At 68.6% G+C, this 13,527-nt stretch carries 18 protein-coding genes; 7 read left to right on the top strand and 11 right to left on the bottom strand.

What is annotated here, in order from left to right; genetic code table 11:
- Positions 1–74 precede the first annotated feature (74 nt).
- The 3 genes from U5918_RS16975 (at position 75) to U5918_RS16965 (ending at position 2,018) form a co-directional block, all read left to right on the top strand.
- Positions 75–893: a M48 family metallopeptidase gene (locus U5918_RS16975; RefSeq protein WP_336002947.1), complete on the top strand. Its 819-nt coding sequence runs from the start codon at positions 75–77 to the stop codon at positions 891–893.
- Positions 893–1,120: a DUF6199 family natural product biosynthesis protein gene (locus tag U5918_RS16970; RefSeq protein ID WP_336002945.1), complete on the top strand. Its 228-nt coding sequence runs from the start codon at positions 893–895 to the stop codon at positions 1,118–1,120. The genes U5918_RS16975 and U5918_RS16970 overlap by 1 nt, the downstream gene beginning before the upstream one ends.
- A gap of 67 nt (positions 1,121–1,187) precedes the next feature.
- Complete coding sequence (locus U5918_RS16965; RefSeq protein ID WP_336002943.1) at positions 1,188–2,018, top strand: M48 family metalloprotease; 831 nt, start codon at positions 1,188–1,190, stop codon at positions 2,016–2,018.
- On the opposite strand, the gene hflX is transcribed toward U5918_RS16965, so the two are convergent.
- The gene (gene hflX / locus U5918_RS16960; protein WP_336002941.1) at positions 2,010–3,326 is read right to left on the bottom strand and encodes a GTPase HflX; all 1,317 of its coding nucleotides are present in this window, start codon (positions 3,324–3,326) and stop codon (positions 2,010–2,012) included. The two genes, U5918_RS16965 and hflX, sit on opposite strands and share 9 nt — an antisense overlap.
- A gap of 229 nt (positions 3,327–3,555) precedes the next feature.
- Here hflX and U5918_RS16955 point away from each other — a divergent pair, with 229 nt between their 5' ends.
- Positions 3,556–3,891 (top strand): FUN14 domain-containing protein, encoded by a 336-nt coding sequence (locus U5918_RS16955; protein ID WP_336002939.1) that lies wholly within the window; start codon positions 3,556–3,558, stop codon positions 3,889–3,891.
- Positions 3,892–3,900: 9 nt separating this feature from the next.
- Here U5918_RS16955 and U5918_RS16950 read toward each other — a convergent pair whose 3' ends face one another.
- The 6 genes from U5918_RS16950 to U5918_RS16925 form a co-directional block, all read right to left on the bottom strand.
- Positions 3,901–5,001 (bottom strand): DUF4350 domain-containing protein, encoded by a 1,101-nt coding sequence (locus U5918_RS16950; RefSeq protein WP_336002937.1) that lies wholly within the window; start codon positions 4,999–5,001, stop codon positions 3,901–3,903.
- Complete coding sequence (locus U5918_RS16945; protein WP_336002935.1) at positions 4,994–5,923, bottom strand: S49 family peptidase; 930 nt, start codon at positions 5,921–5,923, stop codon at positions 4,994–4,996. Before U5918_RS16945 ends, U5918_RS16950 begins: the two co-directional genes overlap by 8 nt.
- 123 nt (positions 5,924–6,046) lie before the next feature.
- Positions 6,047–6,772: a ribosome assembly factor SBDS gene (locus U5918_RS16940; RefSeq protein WP_336002934.1), complete on the bottom strand. Its 726-nt coding sequence runs from the start codon at positions 6,770–6,772 to the stop codon at positions 6,047–6,049.
- 98 nt (positions 6,773–6,870) lie between these two features.
- On the bottom strand, positions 6,871–7,680 hold the full coding sequence (psmA, locus tag U5918_RS16935) for an archaeal proteasome endopeptidase complex subunit alpha (protein WP_336002933.1): 810 nt from the start codon (positions 7,678–7,680) through the stop codon (positions 6,871–6,873).
- A 2-nt stretch (positions 7,681–7,682) separates the two neighbouring features.
- Entirely contained in the window at positions 7,683–8,159 is a 477-nt protein-coding gene (locus U5918_RS16930; RefSeq protein WP_336002931.1) for an Rpp14/Pop5 family protein, read from the bottom strand.
- Positions 8,156–8,800, bottom strand: a complete 645-nt coding sequence (locus U5918_RS16925; RefSeq protein WP_336002929.1) for a class I SAM-dependent methyltransferase — start codon at positions 8,798–8,800, stop codon at positions 8,156–8,158. Before U5918_RS16925 ends, U5918_RS16930 begins: the two co-directional genes overlap by 4 nt.
- A gap of 99 nt (positions 8,801–8,899) precedes the next feature.
- Here U5918_RS16925 and U5918_RS16920 point away from each other — a divergent pair, with 99 nt between their 5' ends.
- On the top strand, positions 8,900–9,847 hold the full coding sequence (locus U5918_RS16920) for a hypothetical protein (protein ID WP_336002927.1): 948 nt from the start codon (positions 8,900–8,902) through the stop codon (positions 9,845–9,847).
- A 9-nt stretch (positions 9,848–9,856) separates the two neighbouring features.
- Here U5918_RS16920 and U5918_RS16915 read toward each other — a convergent pair whose 3' ends face one another.
- The 3 genes from U5918_RS16915 to U5918_RS16905 are packed head-to-tail and all read right to left on the bottom strand — an operon-like array spanning position 9,857 to position 11,232.
- The gene (locus U5918_RS16915) at positions 9,857–10,582 is read right to left on the bottom strand and encodes an RNase P subunit p30 family protein (RefSeq protein ID WP_336002925.1); all 726 of its coding nucleotides are present in this window, start codon (positions 10,580–10,582) and stop codon (positions 9,857–9,859) included.
- A 1-nt stretch (position 10,583) separates the two neighbouring features.
- Positions 10,584–11,021 carry an RNA-binding protein gene (locus U5918_RS16910; protein WP_336002923.1) on the bottom strand — a complete coding sequence of 146 codons (438 nt, stop codon included), beginning with the start codon at positions 11,019–11,021 and terminating at the stop codon, positions 10,584–10,586.
- Between the two features lie 7 nt (positions 11,022–11,028).
- Entirely contained in the window at positions 11,029–11,232 is a 204-nt protein-coding gene (locus U5918_RS16905; protein WP_336002921.1) for a DUF1918 domain-containing protein, read from the bottom strand.
- 251 nt (positions 11,233–11,483) lie between these two features.
- On the opposite strand from U5918_RS16905, the gene U5918_RS16900 reads away from it, so the two are divergent.
- Together U5918_RS16900 and U5918_RS16895 are read left to right on the top strand one after the other, a co-directional pair.
- Positions 11,484–12,041 (top strand): NUDIX hydrolase, encoded by a 558-nt coding sequence (locus U5918_RS16900; protein ID WP_336002919.1) that lies wholly within the window; start codon positions 11,484–11,486, stop codon positions 12,039–12,041.
- Between the two features lie 103 nt (positions 12,042–12,144).
- Positions 12,145–12,636, top strand: coding sequence for a hypothetical protein (locus tag U5918_RS16895; RefSeq protein WP_336002917.1), 492 nt, complete (start codon positions 12,145–12,147; stop codon positions 12,634–12,636).
- Here U5918_RS16895 and U5918_RS16890 read toward each other — a convergent pair.
- Positions 12,633–13,457: an alpha-amylase family protein gene (locus U5918_RS16890; RefSeq protein ID WP_336002915.1), complete on the bottom strand. Its 825-nt coding sequence runs from the start codon at positions 13,455–13,457 to the stop codon at positions 12,633–12,635. The genes U5918_RS16895 and U5918_RS16890 overlap by 4 nt on opposite strands.
- Between the last annotated feature and the right edge of the window lie 70 nt (positions 13,458–13,527).

Below are 13,527 nucleotides of genomic sequence, written 5' to 3'. Positions count from 1 at the left end.
CGTTGTTGTGAACTTTGTGGCTCGCACCTAACCACGAAACATAAGTTCGAGAACGACGAACTATCGGGATAGCTATGCGCAACGTTGGACTCAAAGTACGGATGGCGGTCGTGGGAACGATCCTCTTTGCCTTCTACACCGCCGGCATCACGTTCTTCTACGTGGCCTTCGGGGCACCGATCCCGCTTCTGATCGGTGCGAGCATCGTGTTCATCGGCGTCCAGTACAAGATCAGCAAGTGGTTCACCCTCCGGTCGCTCAAGGGACAGGAACTGCCCGAGGACCAGTACCCCGAGATCCACCGCTTCGTCGAGCAGACGAGCCGCGACATGGGGATTGACAAGCCCGAACTCTACCTCGTGGAGATGGGCGTCCCGAACGCCTTCGCGCTGGGTCGCCGGGGGAACGGCACCGTCGCCGTCTCCCGCGAACTGATCCAGATCCTCGAGCGGGACGAACTCGAAGGCGTCATCGCCCACGAACTGGCCCACCTCCAGAACCGTGACTCGATCGTCATGCAACTGGGCCAGGGGATCGCCTCGATCATCGGCTTCGCCGCCTACTTCGCGGTGCTCATGTCGGGGGACAACGACCTCGTCGACATCTTCCTCGGGATGATCGTGAGCAACATCGCCCAGATGCTGGTGATGGTCTTCGTCTTCGCCATCTCCCGGCACCGCGAGTTCGTCGCCGACCGCGACGCCGCCACCGCCATCGGCCGCGGCGACCCGCTCGCCCGCGCCCTCGAAAAGATCTCCCAGGGCGCCCAGCGGCGCGAACCCACCGCCGAGGCCAAGGACGTCAGCGCCCTCTGTATCTTCGGCAGCGACACGAGCCTGCTGTCGACCCACCCCTCGACCGAGGAACGCATCAAGCGCCTCCGTAGCTACTGATGGTCGAGCGCGAGTTGCTCGCGGCCGTCCTCGGCGTCGCTCTCGGTCTGGGCTTCCTCGCGTTCCCGGGTGCCGTCGTCCGGATGTACACCGCCGGTCGCGCACCGGATCGACACGGCGAGTACGGCGACGACGAACCGCCCGAGACGTGGCAGTGGATCGCCCGCGCCGTCGGCGTCTTGCTGATCGCCGGCGGCGCCTGGTTCGGGTACACGCTCGTCGCCTGAGGCACCCGCCGTTCCTGTCGCCGAAACGAACGGTATAGTCTTTATCATTCGATCAATCAGTCAGTTCATGCGACATCCGGGCCTGAAAGTACGCATGGCCGTCTCCGGCGTCGTCCTGTTCGCGTTCTACGCCGGACTGGTGACCGTCCTCGAACCGCTCGCCGACCTGCCGATTCTGGTCGGACTCACCCTGCTGTTCGTCGCCGGACAGTACAAGTTCGGGAAGTGGATGGCCGTCCGGAGCGTCGGCGGCGAGGAGTTTCCGCGCGAGGAGTACCCGGAGATCGCGGCCGAGTTCGACCGTCTCTGCGCCGAGATGGGCGTCGAGGACACGAAACTGCTGATCGGGCAGATGGGCGTGCCCAACGCCTTCGCCGTCGGCCGGAAGGGAGCCGGCGTCGTGGTCGTCTCCGACACGCTGCTCGAGTTGCTGGAGACCGACGAACTCGCGGGCGTGCTCGCCCACGAACTCGCCCACGTCAAGAACCGTGACTCCATCGTGATGTTGCTCGGGCAGTCCGTGGCGACGCTCGTCTCGATGTTCGTGTTCTTCGTGATCGCGCTGGCCGACGACAGCATCGTCGGATCGTTGATCGGCTGGGTCCTCAGTATCATCGTCAACGCCGTCGTGATGATCTTCGTGCTCGCGATCTCCCGCTACCGGGAGTACGTCGCCGACGACGACGCCGCGGCCTACACCGACGACCCGGAAGCGCTGGCTCGCGCGCTGGTCAAGATCAACGAGGTCGGTCACCACGAACAGGCGCCGGACGTGGACGACCGCGTCGGCGCGCTCTGTATCTTCGGCGGGAAGCGCGGCCTGCTGTCGATCCTGTTCGCCACGCACCCGCCGATGGAGAAACGCGTCGCGAAACTCGCACCCCAGCTGCTAGGCTGACTCGGCCGCGACGAGGTCGCCCGCCTTCGCTCTGGACTGTTCGACGATCCGCGGCCGCGCCTCGAACTCGATGACGACCTGGTCGCCGTAGTCGACGTCGTCGACGCGAGCGTGGTCGTGGATCCAGGAGACGACGCTCATCGTCTCGTCGGTCATCGGCAGCACCAGACGCTCGCGCTCGAAGGGGGGCAGTTCCCGGTCGATGCGGTCACGAAGCGCCGCGACGTTCTCGCCGTCCCGGGCGCTGACGGCCACGGGATCGGGCGCCAGCGCGGAGAGCGCCTCTCGTTTGCGCTCGAGTTCCTCGTCGTCGACCCGGTCGATCTTGTTCAGCACCGTCACGATGGGGGCCTGATTGCGCTCCGAGAGCGTGTCGTGGGAGGTGACGAGTTTCTCGCGGATCTGTTCGGTCGGTTCGCTCACGTCGACAACCAGCAAGACGAGATCCGCGCGGTAGACGGCGTCGAGCGTCGACTTGAACGACTCGACGAGCCAGTGGGGCAGGTCCGTGATGAACCCGACCGTGTCGGTGACGAGCACGTCCCGGCGGTCCATGTCGGCCCGCCGCGTCGTCGTCCCGAGCGTCGTGAACAGTCGGTCCTCGCTCTCGGCGGTCGTGTCGAGGTCCGGATGCAACTCCTCGTTCTCGTCGATATCGAGGTCCTCCGCCAGCCGGCGCAAGAGGGTCGACTTGCCGGCGTTGGTGTACCCGGCCATGGCGACGAGGTCGAACCCCGACTCACGGCGCTGTTCGCGCCGGTGTTGCTCGGTCTGTTCGATGTCCTCGAGTTCGTCCCGGATGCGGGAGATGCGGGCCTTGATGTCCCGTTCCCGGCTCTCGTCGTACTCGCCCAGCCCCATGAAGCCGGGCCGTTCCTCGCGTTTCGCCAGACTGGCCTTGGCCTCGGCGCGGGGGAGTTCGTATCGCAGCTCCGCGAGTTCGACCTGTAGCTGGGCCTTCCGGGTCTGTGCGCGCTGGCCGAAGATCTCGAGGATGAGCCGGAACCGGTCGATCACTCGCACGTCGTCGGGCAGCTCGTTCCCGAGGTTGTAGGTCTGGTAGGGACCGAGCTTGTTGTCGAAGATGACGACCGTCGCGTCCTCGCGGGCGGCCGTCCGCGCGAGCGTCGCGGCCTTCCCCTCCCCGAAGTGCATCGCGGGATCCTCGGTCCGGGTCTGGGTCACTTCGCCGACGACCTCGTAGCCGGCCGCTCGTGCGAGTTCGCGTATCTCCCCGGTGTCGGCCGTCCCCGAGTCCACGCGCTTTGCGATGACCGCTCGCTCCGTCTCGGTTTGTGTCGCCGTCACTTACCAGTGTGTACGGCTCGGTGGTATTTAAACACAGGGACGAACGCCGTCCCGCGGTTTCGGTTCGGTCCGTCGGTCCTTGCCTCCGGGATTACGTCTGGAGCGGCCGCGCTCTTCCGGATCGTATCGACCGCCAGATATCCCCGACGGGGACGGCGTCAGACGCTGGGTCAGCGGGCGATACGCGCACAAAAGCCTTATATCGGCGTATTCAGATATTCGACGTGACATGGTAGACCCAACGTTGCTGCAGATCGCCGGGCTGGACCCCCAGCAGATCGGCATCGAGGTCGGGGGTGGTGCGGTCATCGGGGGTATCATCGGGTTCGCCGCCAAGAAGATCGCGAAGATCATCGCCGTGATCGTCGGGCTCGAACTGGCGCTGTTCAAGTTCCTCGAGACGAAGGGCGTCCTGACGGTCGACTGGAGCGCGATCTCGGGGGCGGCGAGCGATGGCGCGAGCGAAGCCGCAGAGGCGCCCGGCTGGATCATGAGCCTGCTCTCTGCGCTGCCGGTGACCGCTGGCTTCTCCGGCGGCTTCCTCGTCGGCTTCAAAAAAGGATAATCGCGGGTTCTACGGGGCGGCGGGGGTCACGGTCGTCCCCGGTGGCGTCCGTCCCGGCGGCATCGGGATCGTCTCGTTGGTCGGCGGCTGCTCGACCGCCGGCGGGCGCGGCGGTTGCGGACCGGGGCCGACGCCCGGGCCCTGCGGGCCTGCCGGGTCCGGTTTCGGCTGCTTGTCGCCGGAGACCAGGAACGAGGCCAGGTTTCCGATCAGCACTTCGTTGTCCGCGGCCCGATAGTTCGACGGCGTGAGGAAGGACGTGTCACCGATCAGTGCCACGTCCCCGCTGGTCGCGGCCACCGGGAACTCCCCCTGTCGTCGCGTCGTCGACAGCGCGCTCCGGTCGCCGGCCGAGAGCGCCACCGATGCGTCGCCGCCGACGCTGAGGGCGGTTGCTCGGTCGAACAGCACCCGATCGACGCCCTCGGTGAGCGGGCCCTCGCCGGCCGCCGTGGCGTAGACGTTCTGGAAGTTGTTCCCGTTCTCGTACATGTTGTAGAGATAGCCGGTGCCCAGTCCCATGCCGAACCGGGAGGACAGCGACGCCATCTGGCTCGTCGCCGACTGGTCCATCGGGGGCCCGAACAGGCTGCTGACGGTCGGAGCAGACGACGTGGGTTCGCCGAGCATGACGAGGCGACCGCCGCGGTCGGCGAAGTCGGCTACGCCGCGGCGTTCGGGGTCCGCGAAGGGCCGGTCGGGCGAGATCACGACGAACGCGTCGGCCTCGCGCAGCGACCGGTTGAGCGGGCTCTCGCTCCCGGGACCGGCAGACCCGGCGCCGCCCGGACCGCCGCCGTGGAACCGCACTTCGTGGCCGTTCCGGACGAGCGCTTCCACGAGCGGCTGGATCTCCTCGCGGTCGAAGTCGTTGCCGTGGGCGCGGTCGATCAGCACGACCTGCCCCTCGGCGTCCGCGTCGACTTTGACCGACCCGCTGCTGTTCACGTCCTCGGGGACGATCCGATCGGGCTGGAACGCGTCCGGGTTCTGGGGCTGCGGGTTCGCCTCTCCCCCGGGCGAGGCCAGCAGCGGGGCGGCCGCGGCCACGACCAGCACCAGCGCCAGGACGGCGACGAAGACGCCGACGAGGCGGGAGAGGTCAGTCATCGGCGCTCACCTCCCCGGTCTCCGCGGTCTCCGGTGTGCCGTACAGCGCCAGGTACTGGGGCGTCTGGACGCCCTCGTAGTCGAAAGGACTGTCCTCGACGACGACCGTCCGGTCGCCGGTGCCGTTCTGGCTGCCCAGGATGAGCCCCAGCCCGGGCTGTTCGGGCGGCTCCATCCGGACGACGCCGTAGTCCTCCAGGCCGGCCTCGTCGGCCGCCTGCTGGATCGCCGCGTCGGTGCCCCCGATCTCGTCGGCCACGCCGTTGCGGGTGGCCTCCGCGCCGGCGTAGACCTTCGCGTAGGAGACCTGCTCGCGCGTCAGGTCGAGCCGGTCGCCGCGGTGGTCGTAGACCATCCCGACGAACTCCTGGCGGAGCAGCTCCACGCGGTCGCGGAACTCCGCCTGCGTGCCGCCGGCGCCCTTGTCCGGTCCGGAGATGATCTGGCTGCCGCCGCCGGCGCTCGACGGCTGCGTGCCGATCACGCCGACGCTCCCGACCATCGAGCCGGGGGTGACGTAGATGTCGCTGGCGGGCAGCATCGCCATGTAGCCGCCGGAGGCGCCGGTGCCGGTGACGCTCGCGACGACCGGGATACCGGCCGCCGTGGTTCGGTTCACCGCGAGGTAGAGCGACTCGCTCGCGGGGACGGTGCCCCCGGGGCTGTCGACCCGGAGGACGACCGCCTGTATCGACTCGTTCTGGCGGGCCTCGCGCAGGTCCGCGCTCAGCTGGTCCGCCGTCGAACTGGTGATCGGGCCGTCGACGGAGATCACCGCGACCGAGTCGGGCGCGCCCCCGCCGATCCCCTGCGTGAGCTGCATCGCGTGGGGGGCGAGGACGGCGCCGATCAGGACGGCGGCGACCGCGACGCCCGCGTACAGCCACGCGGACGTGCCAGCCGCCTTATCATCAGTTGACATGATGCAGTCGGCGAATCGGGATACTCGCGTAGAAGGTTTATGAAACTAACAACTCGTTCCCGACCGTTCACGGAGACGGCGGCCGTTCGTCGCGAGTGATATCTCAGGGCAGTTGTCGTGTCGCTAGCGCGTCTGGATGTCGTCCTCGTCGGAGATGATGCGGGTCTCGGCCTCGCCGCTCGTGTGCTCGTTGACCACGTCGTAGAACTCGTTTTGCATCCCGGCGGGGAACTGGATCACGCCGACCCAGGAGCCGTCGGACTGCCACTCCTCGCGTTCGAGGTCGCCGAACTGGCGGATCTGCGCCTGCGCCGATCCGGCGTAGTCCGGGGGGACCTGAACCGCGACGGTCATCTCGTCGAACCGGATGGGGATCACCGGGCGCAGCAGGTCCAGCGCCTCGTCGACCTGGTTCTCGACGGGCTCCATCGGATCGATCTTGAACCCGGCCTCCTCGAGGGCGCTCTCGATGCGGTCGGGCGGGTGGGGCGCGTCGTCCATCTGCGGGTTGACCGCGTTGCGGGTGATGTGCTGGACGAGCTGTTTGTGCTTCTGTTCCTGCATCTCGCGGCGCTGCTCGGCCGTGATCTGGATCTCCCCGTCGCGGATGACGTCGGGGATGATCTCCAGGGGGTCGGTCGTTCCGAACACTTCCTCGAGTGCGTCCTCCGGCGGGCGATCCCCGCGGTCGGCGTTCTCGAAGACGTCCTCCGCGGCGATGACGTCCTCGAGATCGCCGTCGAACTCCCCCCGTTTGATCGCCAGCGCCGCGTCCGGGTCGACCAACACCTCGAATCGCTGCCCGTGAGATTCGAGCCGGGCCGTCACCGCCTCGTCGAGCGATATCATACCCGCAGGTTGTGCGGCCCGGGTCAAAGGTGTTTCCCGGCGTCCCGCCGGGATTTCTTCGGGCCTGACCAGATTCGGGCGGCCGCTCCCGTGCCGGGCTACTCCTCGTCGGCGTCGCCCGCCGCGTCGTCTGCCGCCGTCTCGTCGTCCTCGTCCGCGTCACTGTCGTCGTCCGTCGCGAGCATCTCCAGATCGAGGAGGTAGTCCTCGACCTCGTCGTCGGTCAGCCGGCGGTAGGTCCGGTCCTCGACGCCGACGGTCGCCAGCCCGACGGCCTCGGGCCGGAGTTCGCCGTCGTTGACCGAGCCAAGCGCCTCCAGCGCGAGCCCGACGGCCTCGTCTAGGTCGATCCCTTCGTCGTAGTGCTCCTCCAGGTAGTCCCGCACTTCACTTCGGTCGGCCCCGACGGCGAGGGCCTTCCACTCGTAGGGCGTCCCGGAGGGGTCGGTCTCGTAGAGGCGGGGTTCGCCGTGCTGGTTGATCCCGCCGACGATCAGCGCGACGCCGAACGGGCGGGCGCCGCCGATCTGGGTGTACTGCTGGATGTGATCGGTGACCTCCTTGGTCAGCGTCTCGACGCCGATTGGCTCGCCGTAGCGCAGCTGGTTGATCTGCGCGTTGCGGCGCGCGAAGTCGATCAACTGGCGCGCGTCGGCCACGTGGCCGGCGCTGGCGATGCCGATGTGATCGTCGGCCTTGTGGAGTTTCTCGACGCTCGACCGCTCCATCAGCGGCGACCGGATGCGCTTGTCCACCGCGAGGACGACGCCGTCGGCGGCGCGGATGCCGATGGACGCGGTCCCCCGCTTGACGGCCTCCCGCGCGTACTCGACCTGGTAGAGCCGGCCGTCGGGGGAGAAGATGGTGATACCGCGGTCGTACGCCTGCTGTTGTGATTGTCCCTGCATGGTTACAAATCGCGTTTCGTCGCGCCCGCGAACGCCGAATCGACCGGCACGTCCACCCGCCCGTCCCGCACCGTTGCGGTCCGCTCGGCGTCCGCGAAGTCGACCGTTCTCTCCTTCGTCGATTCCGGAGCGTTTCGTATATACTTTTCCTCACAGGCACGGACCGTCCCGCTCACGCCCGCCACTCGCACCCCAACTGGATGGCCGTCCACCGCGTCGACGCTCGCCACCGCGGCCCGGGCCCTGTCGACCTCGTCGCGGCGCGTCCGGACCGCCGCCCAGCCGTCGCCCTCGCCGAACTCGAACCGGACCACCGTCAGGTCCACGTCCGCGCTGGCCGCGTCGCCCAGCAGGTTCTGGGCGGCGTACCAGAGGTGGCGCTGGAAGTCCCCGCGCTCGAACTCCGCGTCGGGCCACCCCTCGATGGCCACCGCCAGGTACCGCCACCGCGGCCGGAGGTGTTTGGGAAGGTGCTTCACGACTCCTCCGTTGCGTCGACGGGCTCGGCCGCCTCCGCTGGGACCCGCTCGGCCACCAGCACGCCCACCTGGTCGTGGACGCGCTCGACGGCCGTCAGGGAGAAGCCCGCGTCCGTCAGGGCGTCCGCCAGCACGCCGACGGTCGCCGGGTCGTCCACCTCGGGGCTGTAGAACGGCTCTTCGGGGTCGGGTTCCCCGAAGAACATCACGTCGCCCAGCACGAACCGGTCGGGTTCGAGGCCGGCGATCACGTCGATGGCCTCGCGCTTCTCGGCGTCGCTCAGGTGATGCATCGCGAAGTTCGAGGTCACCACGTCCACCGGTTCGTCGACGTTCGGTTCGCGGAACCGACCCGTCCCGAAGGACGCGTTCTCGATCCCGCGCTCCGCGGCTTTCTCGCGGGCCTGCGCCAGCATCCCGTCGCTGATGTCCCGGCCGAGCACCCGGCCGGCGTCGGGGGCGATCCGGAGCGCGATCGCGCCGGTCCCGGTGCCCAGATCGAGGACCACGTCGTCGGCCGTCGCCGCGGCGTGCTCGACGACCAGGCCGGCGCAGGCGCGGTACTCCTCGCTCTCCTCGTCGTCGTACGCGTCGGCCTTCTCGTCGAAGCGGGCGGCGTGTTCTTCGAGGCTCTTCTTCATGCCCCACAGTGGGGTCGCCGGCCAAATGAACCCCTCGGAGCGCGAGTCGACGGCGAGAACGACCCATAGAGACAACTATCAGGAGGGTGATCGGATCCTATGCAACGTCGGCTCCAGGGGTCGGCGATCGCCGCGGTCGGGCTGCTGCTCGCGGGCGTCCAGGTCGGCCACGCCGCCGTCCGCACGTCCACGACGGTCGGCTTCGCCGTCGACCTGCTGCCCTTCTTCGCGATGGCTGCAGCGATCACCTACGCCGGCGTCTGGGTCACGCGGACCGAGGAGTACGGCGACTACGGCACCGTCGTCGGCGCGTGGGTCGTCGGCGGCGCCGTCGCCTTCGCGGCCATCACCGCCCTGATCCTCTTCTCGCTGAACGTCGCCACCGAGAGCTTCGACGTGTTCGGCGCCGCCCCCTACGTCGCCGTCGACAACGTCACCGCGGGGACGCTGGCGGGCGTTCTCGTCGGCATCTACGACGCGCGCAGCCGGATCGAGGAGGACGAACTCCAGCGCCAGCGCGACCGGATGGAGACCTTCGCCAACCGCGCCGCCGACACCAACCACTACGGCCGCGCGCTCAACGAGTCGGCCACGGTCGAGGAAGTGAGTTCCCTCTGCGTCGAGGCGGTCGCGACCCTCGTCGGACTCCACGAGGTCGCGTTCGTCGAGCGCCGCGGAGGGTTCGCCACGCTCGTCGAGAGCACCATCGCCGGCGTGGACGAGGAGACCGTCGCCGCGCTGGCCGGCCTCGCAGAGGGGACAGAGCGCGCCGCCGTCGTCACGCACACGAAGGGGCTGCCCCCGGGCCTCCCCGGTGACGTGAAACGCGTCCTGACCGTGCTGGTCAGCGAGACGGACACCACCACGACGGCCATCGTCGCCCTCGACCGCGGGGACGACGGCCTCAGCGAGGAGACGAGGTCGCTGCTGGAGATGCTCGTCTCCCACGCGGGCACGGCCCTCGAGAACGTCGCCGACACCAGCGTGCCCACCCGCGACGACGACGGGACGGTCACCATCGACATCGAGTCCCTCGACGGGGAGTGAGCGGCGAACTCACTCGGTTTCGTCGCGGTCTCGTCCGTCACTCGCGTCGTACTCCCCGAGCCGAACCCCCGGCTCCACGAACTCGTCGGACTGCAGTTCCCGGTTGCGCTCGGCCAGCCGACCCCACTCTGCGAGGCCCTGCTCGATCTGTTCGCCCGTGAAGCCGATCACTTCCCCCACGGCGCGGAGGTCCCGCGGGGCGCGCAGGTGGAGGTGGCTGGTCGGATCGGCGCTCACGACGTAGGGCACGTCGTAGGTCTCGACCATCTCGCGGAGTTTCCGGAGGTCCTGAATCGCACGGACCCGCGTCCCGCCCTCCTCGCGGAGGACGCGGGCGAGCGAGAACTCGACGCGGACGCCGTTTCGCGCGGCCTCCCTGGCCAGGACGTGGTTGAAGTCGCCGCCGTCCATCGGGTGGGCGAGCACGTCGACCGCCGGCTGTTCGACGGCGAACCGGTTCATGGCGTCGTCGCCGCCGTGGACGCAGACGACGGTCTTCTCCTCGCGGTAGTTGCCGACGTAGCCGCTGGCGCGGGAGGGCTCGTCGGCCCGGACTTCGACGCCGTCGACGACGTCGATGCCGTAGGTCTCGGCGATGTCCTCGAGGTCGTCCTCGCACGGTCGGTCGCCGTGGTTGCGGACGACGACGCCGTCGAAGCCGTACTCGGCGGCGGTCAGCGCCTGGCGCGCGAGCGTGCTCGTCCCGTCCGGTCGCGCGTGGACGCCCTCGTACATCTCAGTCCTCGGCGATGAACGTCTCCAGGGCCTCCCGGGCGTTCGCGACCGCCTTCTCCTTGGTGGCCGGGTAGGCCTCGACCTTCGCCCGGACGGTCAGCCCCTCGCCCAGGGCCACGTCGCCGCCGAAGGCGGCCTGCTTGTCCAGTCGCAGGAACAGCGAGCAGTTCTCGTCGACCCGGTCCGCGAGTTCGTCGGCCAGTCGCTGGGCGTCCGGCAAATCGCTCAACCGATCGAGGACGTGTCGCATCTCGTCGGCCCGTTCGACCCGGGCCGAGAGGACGACGATGCGGTCGCCGTGGTGCCCCTCCGAGGTGGCGCGTTCGATCTCGACCTCCTCGGGCAACAGGGTCCGGAGCGCCTGCTCGACCCGTTTGTCGTCCTCGGTGGCGTAGCAGAAGGCGCGGAGGTCGACGTAGTGGAAGGGGACCGACGGCACGGCTGCGTTACTCCTCGTCCTCGTCCTCGTCGTCCTCGACGAGTTCGAGCTGGTCCTCGGAGAGGCCGGGCTCTTGCCCGTCCTCGAAGCTGACGGTGTAGTTCGCGTCGCCGAACATCGTCTCCATGACCTGCGTGATGGTCCCCTCCTCGCCGTCGTGTTCGCTGTGCTCGTCGTGCAGGATGACCGTGTCGTCTTCCTCGAAACTCATATCCCGACTCTACTCGCGCCGGCCTAAAAAGGGACTGATTCGCGCCCCCGGTCGACCTCCCGTGGTCGAGTGCGGGGGAGAGTCAGAGAAGACTGGGGGCCGGGCGGGGGAACCCGATTCGCGGCAGCGTCGTACGGTGTCGAAGACTTATTGCGGGTTCCCGTGGAAGGGCCAGCCATGGTCGACCGCTCGCTCTCCCCCGTCACCCCTCCGGATCGCGTACAACCGCCGGCCCACACCGACTCGCCACGATGACGGCCGTCGACAACCTCTGGTACCTCGCCGACGAGGCCGAGCAGCGCGCCGAGCAGGCCTACCACCGACTCGCCCAGGACCACGACGACTACGTCGAGTACGAGCGCACCCGTACCGTCTCACGGTCGCGGTTCCGGACCGTCGCCGATCGCATCCGAAAGAACGGCCTCCCCTTCGGGGCACACACCCTCGTATACAGGGAGTCCGGGGAACTCCTGCTGGTCCGTCACGAGGGCGTCGACATGTGGGTCGTCCCGGGCGGCGAAGTACAGGGAGACGAGTCCCTGCGCGAGGGCGCCCGGCGCGAGCTCCGAGAGGAGGCCGGCGTCGAGGCCGCCTACGAGGGGCTGGGCATCCTCGCTCGCGTCAACTTCCGGAGCGACGGCCACGACGCCTGGGGCGTCCTCCCCGTGTTCGCCGCCCGGGCCGAGACCACAGAACTGGAAGTGTCGGACCCGGACGACGAGATCTCAGACGCCCGCTGGTTCGCGGACCTCCCCGAAGACACGCGCGACAGAGCCGAGTTGCTCACCTGGCGCGACCGGGCGCTGTGACCGGCGGCTGGATCCGATCGCGGGTCGACCGTCGCCGCCCCGCCTTCGTTCGACGAAACATCGAGCAATTTTAACACGTTTCGGCAGCGACCGGGAGGTACAGATGGAGCGATCGAACCTGGCGCTGCTCGTCGGCGTGGTCGTGGTCGTGGCCGCGGCCGGCGTCGGCGCGGCGTTCGTCTTCGGGGTCGTCCCCGGGGACGACGGGGGCACCGACGCCGCCCCGCCGACGAACGACGAGTCGAACGAGAGCGGTCCCTCGCTGACGTTCGCGATCGAGGGCCGCAGCGAGTGCGGGCTGACCTGCCGGCGCGTGAACTCGACGATCACCAATACGGGGAACGCGTCGCTGAACGTGTCCGTGGCGCACGCGCTGTTCACCAGACACGAGAACGGGACCGCAGACGAGCAGGTGTGGACCGGCCAGGCCGAACCGGGATCGATCCCGTCCGAAAGTGCCGTCTCGAGCCAGTTCGAGATCGAGGTCAGCCTCGGTGCCGGGCAGCGACTGCAGGAGAACGGCGGCATCCTCTACTCGACGATGGTTACCGCCGAGGGCAACGAGACGGTCGAGAACGTCGTCCTCGACGACTAGACGCCGAACTCCTCGCCGTCTCGGCGATCCGCGTTCAGTCGCCTGAGCGTCGCGCGGGCGTTGCTGGCGTCGTAGCCGAACAGGACGCTCTCGCCGTACTCGGCGGCGACCTCCGCGGCGTCGATGAGGTTGTCGATCTCGACGTCGACGGCGTACAGTTCGACGCTGAAGGGCCTGGCCAGTTCGTCGGCGAAACCGGAGGCGATGATCTCCAGCCAGTAGGTCGTCGAGTAGGCCATGTCGTAGATGGGGACGACGAACTCGTCGACGTACTCGGCCAGCGCGTCGACGTCCAGCCCGGCGCGCTCGTAGATGTGGCCGGGGTAGGGGTCGGGATACAGCGTCAGGTAGAGGTCGCCCGGGACGCGCTCGCGGGCCTCGCGGACGAACTCGGTGATGACGTCGGCCCGCCAGGCGAACCAGTCGTCGAAGTCGCTCTCGGCGAAGCGGCGTTCACAGCGGTCGCAGTGGCAGTACTCCTGGCGGGGAAAGCCCACGTCGTCGAGGCGGACGTCGGGGGTGACGGCCGCGGCGTCGTCGACGATCTCGAGCAGGCCCTCGCGGTAGTCCTCGCGGGTCGGGCAGACGTACGCCCAGTCGAAGTAGCGCCGCTCGCGCGTGGCGGGCTCACCGTCTTCGGAGACCGGGACGAGGTCGGGGTTGGCGTCCGCGGCCGCGTTGTCGCCGAAACAGGAGACCATACTGATCCCCTCCGGCACCGGTTCGGCCGCGCGACCGGTGACGTCCTTGACCTCGTAGAACGCCCGGTCGAACTCCGACCAGGAGAGCTCTTCCTCGTTGCGGGTGACGACGCCGTACATACCCGTCGGTACGCGTGACTCGGGAAAAGCCCGTCGGGGACAGGGCGGTTCGCGCGCGATACGTCAGCTA

Origin of the sequence: Halorientalis sp. LT38 (assembly GCF_037031225.1) — an archaeon.
GTDB lineage: Archaea > Halobacteriota > Halobacteria > Halobacteriales > Haloarculaceae > Halorientalis > Halorientalis halophila.
This window is presented reverse-complemented; position numbering and strand designations above follow the sequence as displayed.

What these genes read in the sequence shown, in the direction of transcription:
- U5918_RS16975 (WP_336002947.1), top strand. Translation starts at nt 75, where the DNA reads ATGCGCAACGTTGGACTCAAAGTACGGATGGCGGTCGTGGGAACGATC.
- U5918_RS16970 (WP_336002945.1), top strand. Translation starts at nt 893, where the DNA reads ATGGTCGAGCGCGAGTTGCTCGCGGCCGTCCTCGGCGTCGCTCTCGGT.
- U5918_RS16965 (WP_336002943.1), top strand. Translation starts at nt 1,188, where the DNA reads ATGCGACATCCGGGCCTGAAAGTACGCATGGCCGTCTCCGGCGTCGTC.
- U5918_RS16955 (WP_336002939.1), top strand. Translation starts at nt 3,556, where the DNA reads ATGGTAGACCCAACGTTGCTGCAGATCGCCGGGCTGGACCCCCAGCAG.
- U5918_RS16950 (WP_336002937.1), bottom strand. Translation starts at nt 5,001, where the DNA reads ATGACTGACCTCTCCCGCCTCGTCGGCGTCTTCGTCGCCGTCCTGGCG.
- U5918_RS16945 (WP_336002935.1), bottom strand. Translation starts at nt 5,923, where the DNA reads ATGTCAACTGATGATAAGGCGGCTGGCACGTCCGCGTGGCTGTACGCG.
- U5918_RS16940 (WP_336002934.1), bottom strand. Translation starts at nt 6,772, where the DNA reads ATGATATCGCTCGACGAGGCGGTGACGGCCCGGCTCGAATCTCACGGG.
- psmA (WP_336002933.1), bottom strand. Translation starts at nt 7,680, where the DNA reads ATGCAGGGACAATCACAACAGCAGGCGTACGACCGCGGTATCACCATC.
- U5918_RS16925 (WP_336002929.1), bottom strand. Translation starts at nt 8,800, where the DNA reads ATGAAGAAGAGCCTCGAAGAACACGCCGCCCGCTTCGACGAGAAGGCC.
- U5918_RS16920 (WP_336002927.1), top strand. Translation starts at nt 8,900, where the DNA reads ATGCAACGTCGGCTCCAGGGGTCGGCGATCGCCGCGGTCGGGCTGCTG.
- U5918_RS16915 (WP_336002925.1), bottom strand. Translation starts at nt 10,582, where the DNA reads ATGTACGAGGGCGTCCACGCGCGACCGGACGGGACGAGCACGCTCGCG.
- U5918_RS16905 (WP_336002921.1), bottom strand. Translation starts at nt 11,232, where the DNA reads ATGAGTTTCGAGGAAGACGACACGGTCATCCTGCACGACGAGCACAGC.
- U5918_RS16900 (WP_336002919.1), top strand. Translation starts at nt 11,484, where the DNA reads ATGACGGCCGTCGACAACCTCTGGTACCTCGCCGACGAGGCCGAGCAG.
- U5918_RS16895 (WP_336002917.1), top strand. Translation starts at nt 12,145, where the DNA reads ATGGAGCGATCGAACCTGGCGCTGCTCGTCGGCGTGGTCGTGGTCGTG.
- U5918_RS16890 (WP_336002915.1), bottom strand. Translation starts at nt 13,457, where the DNA reads ATGTACGGCGTCGTCACCCGCAACGAGGAAGAGCTCTCCTGGTCGGAG.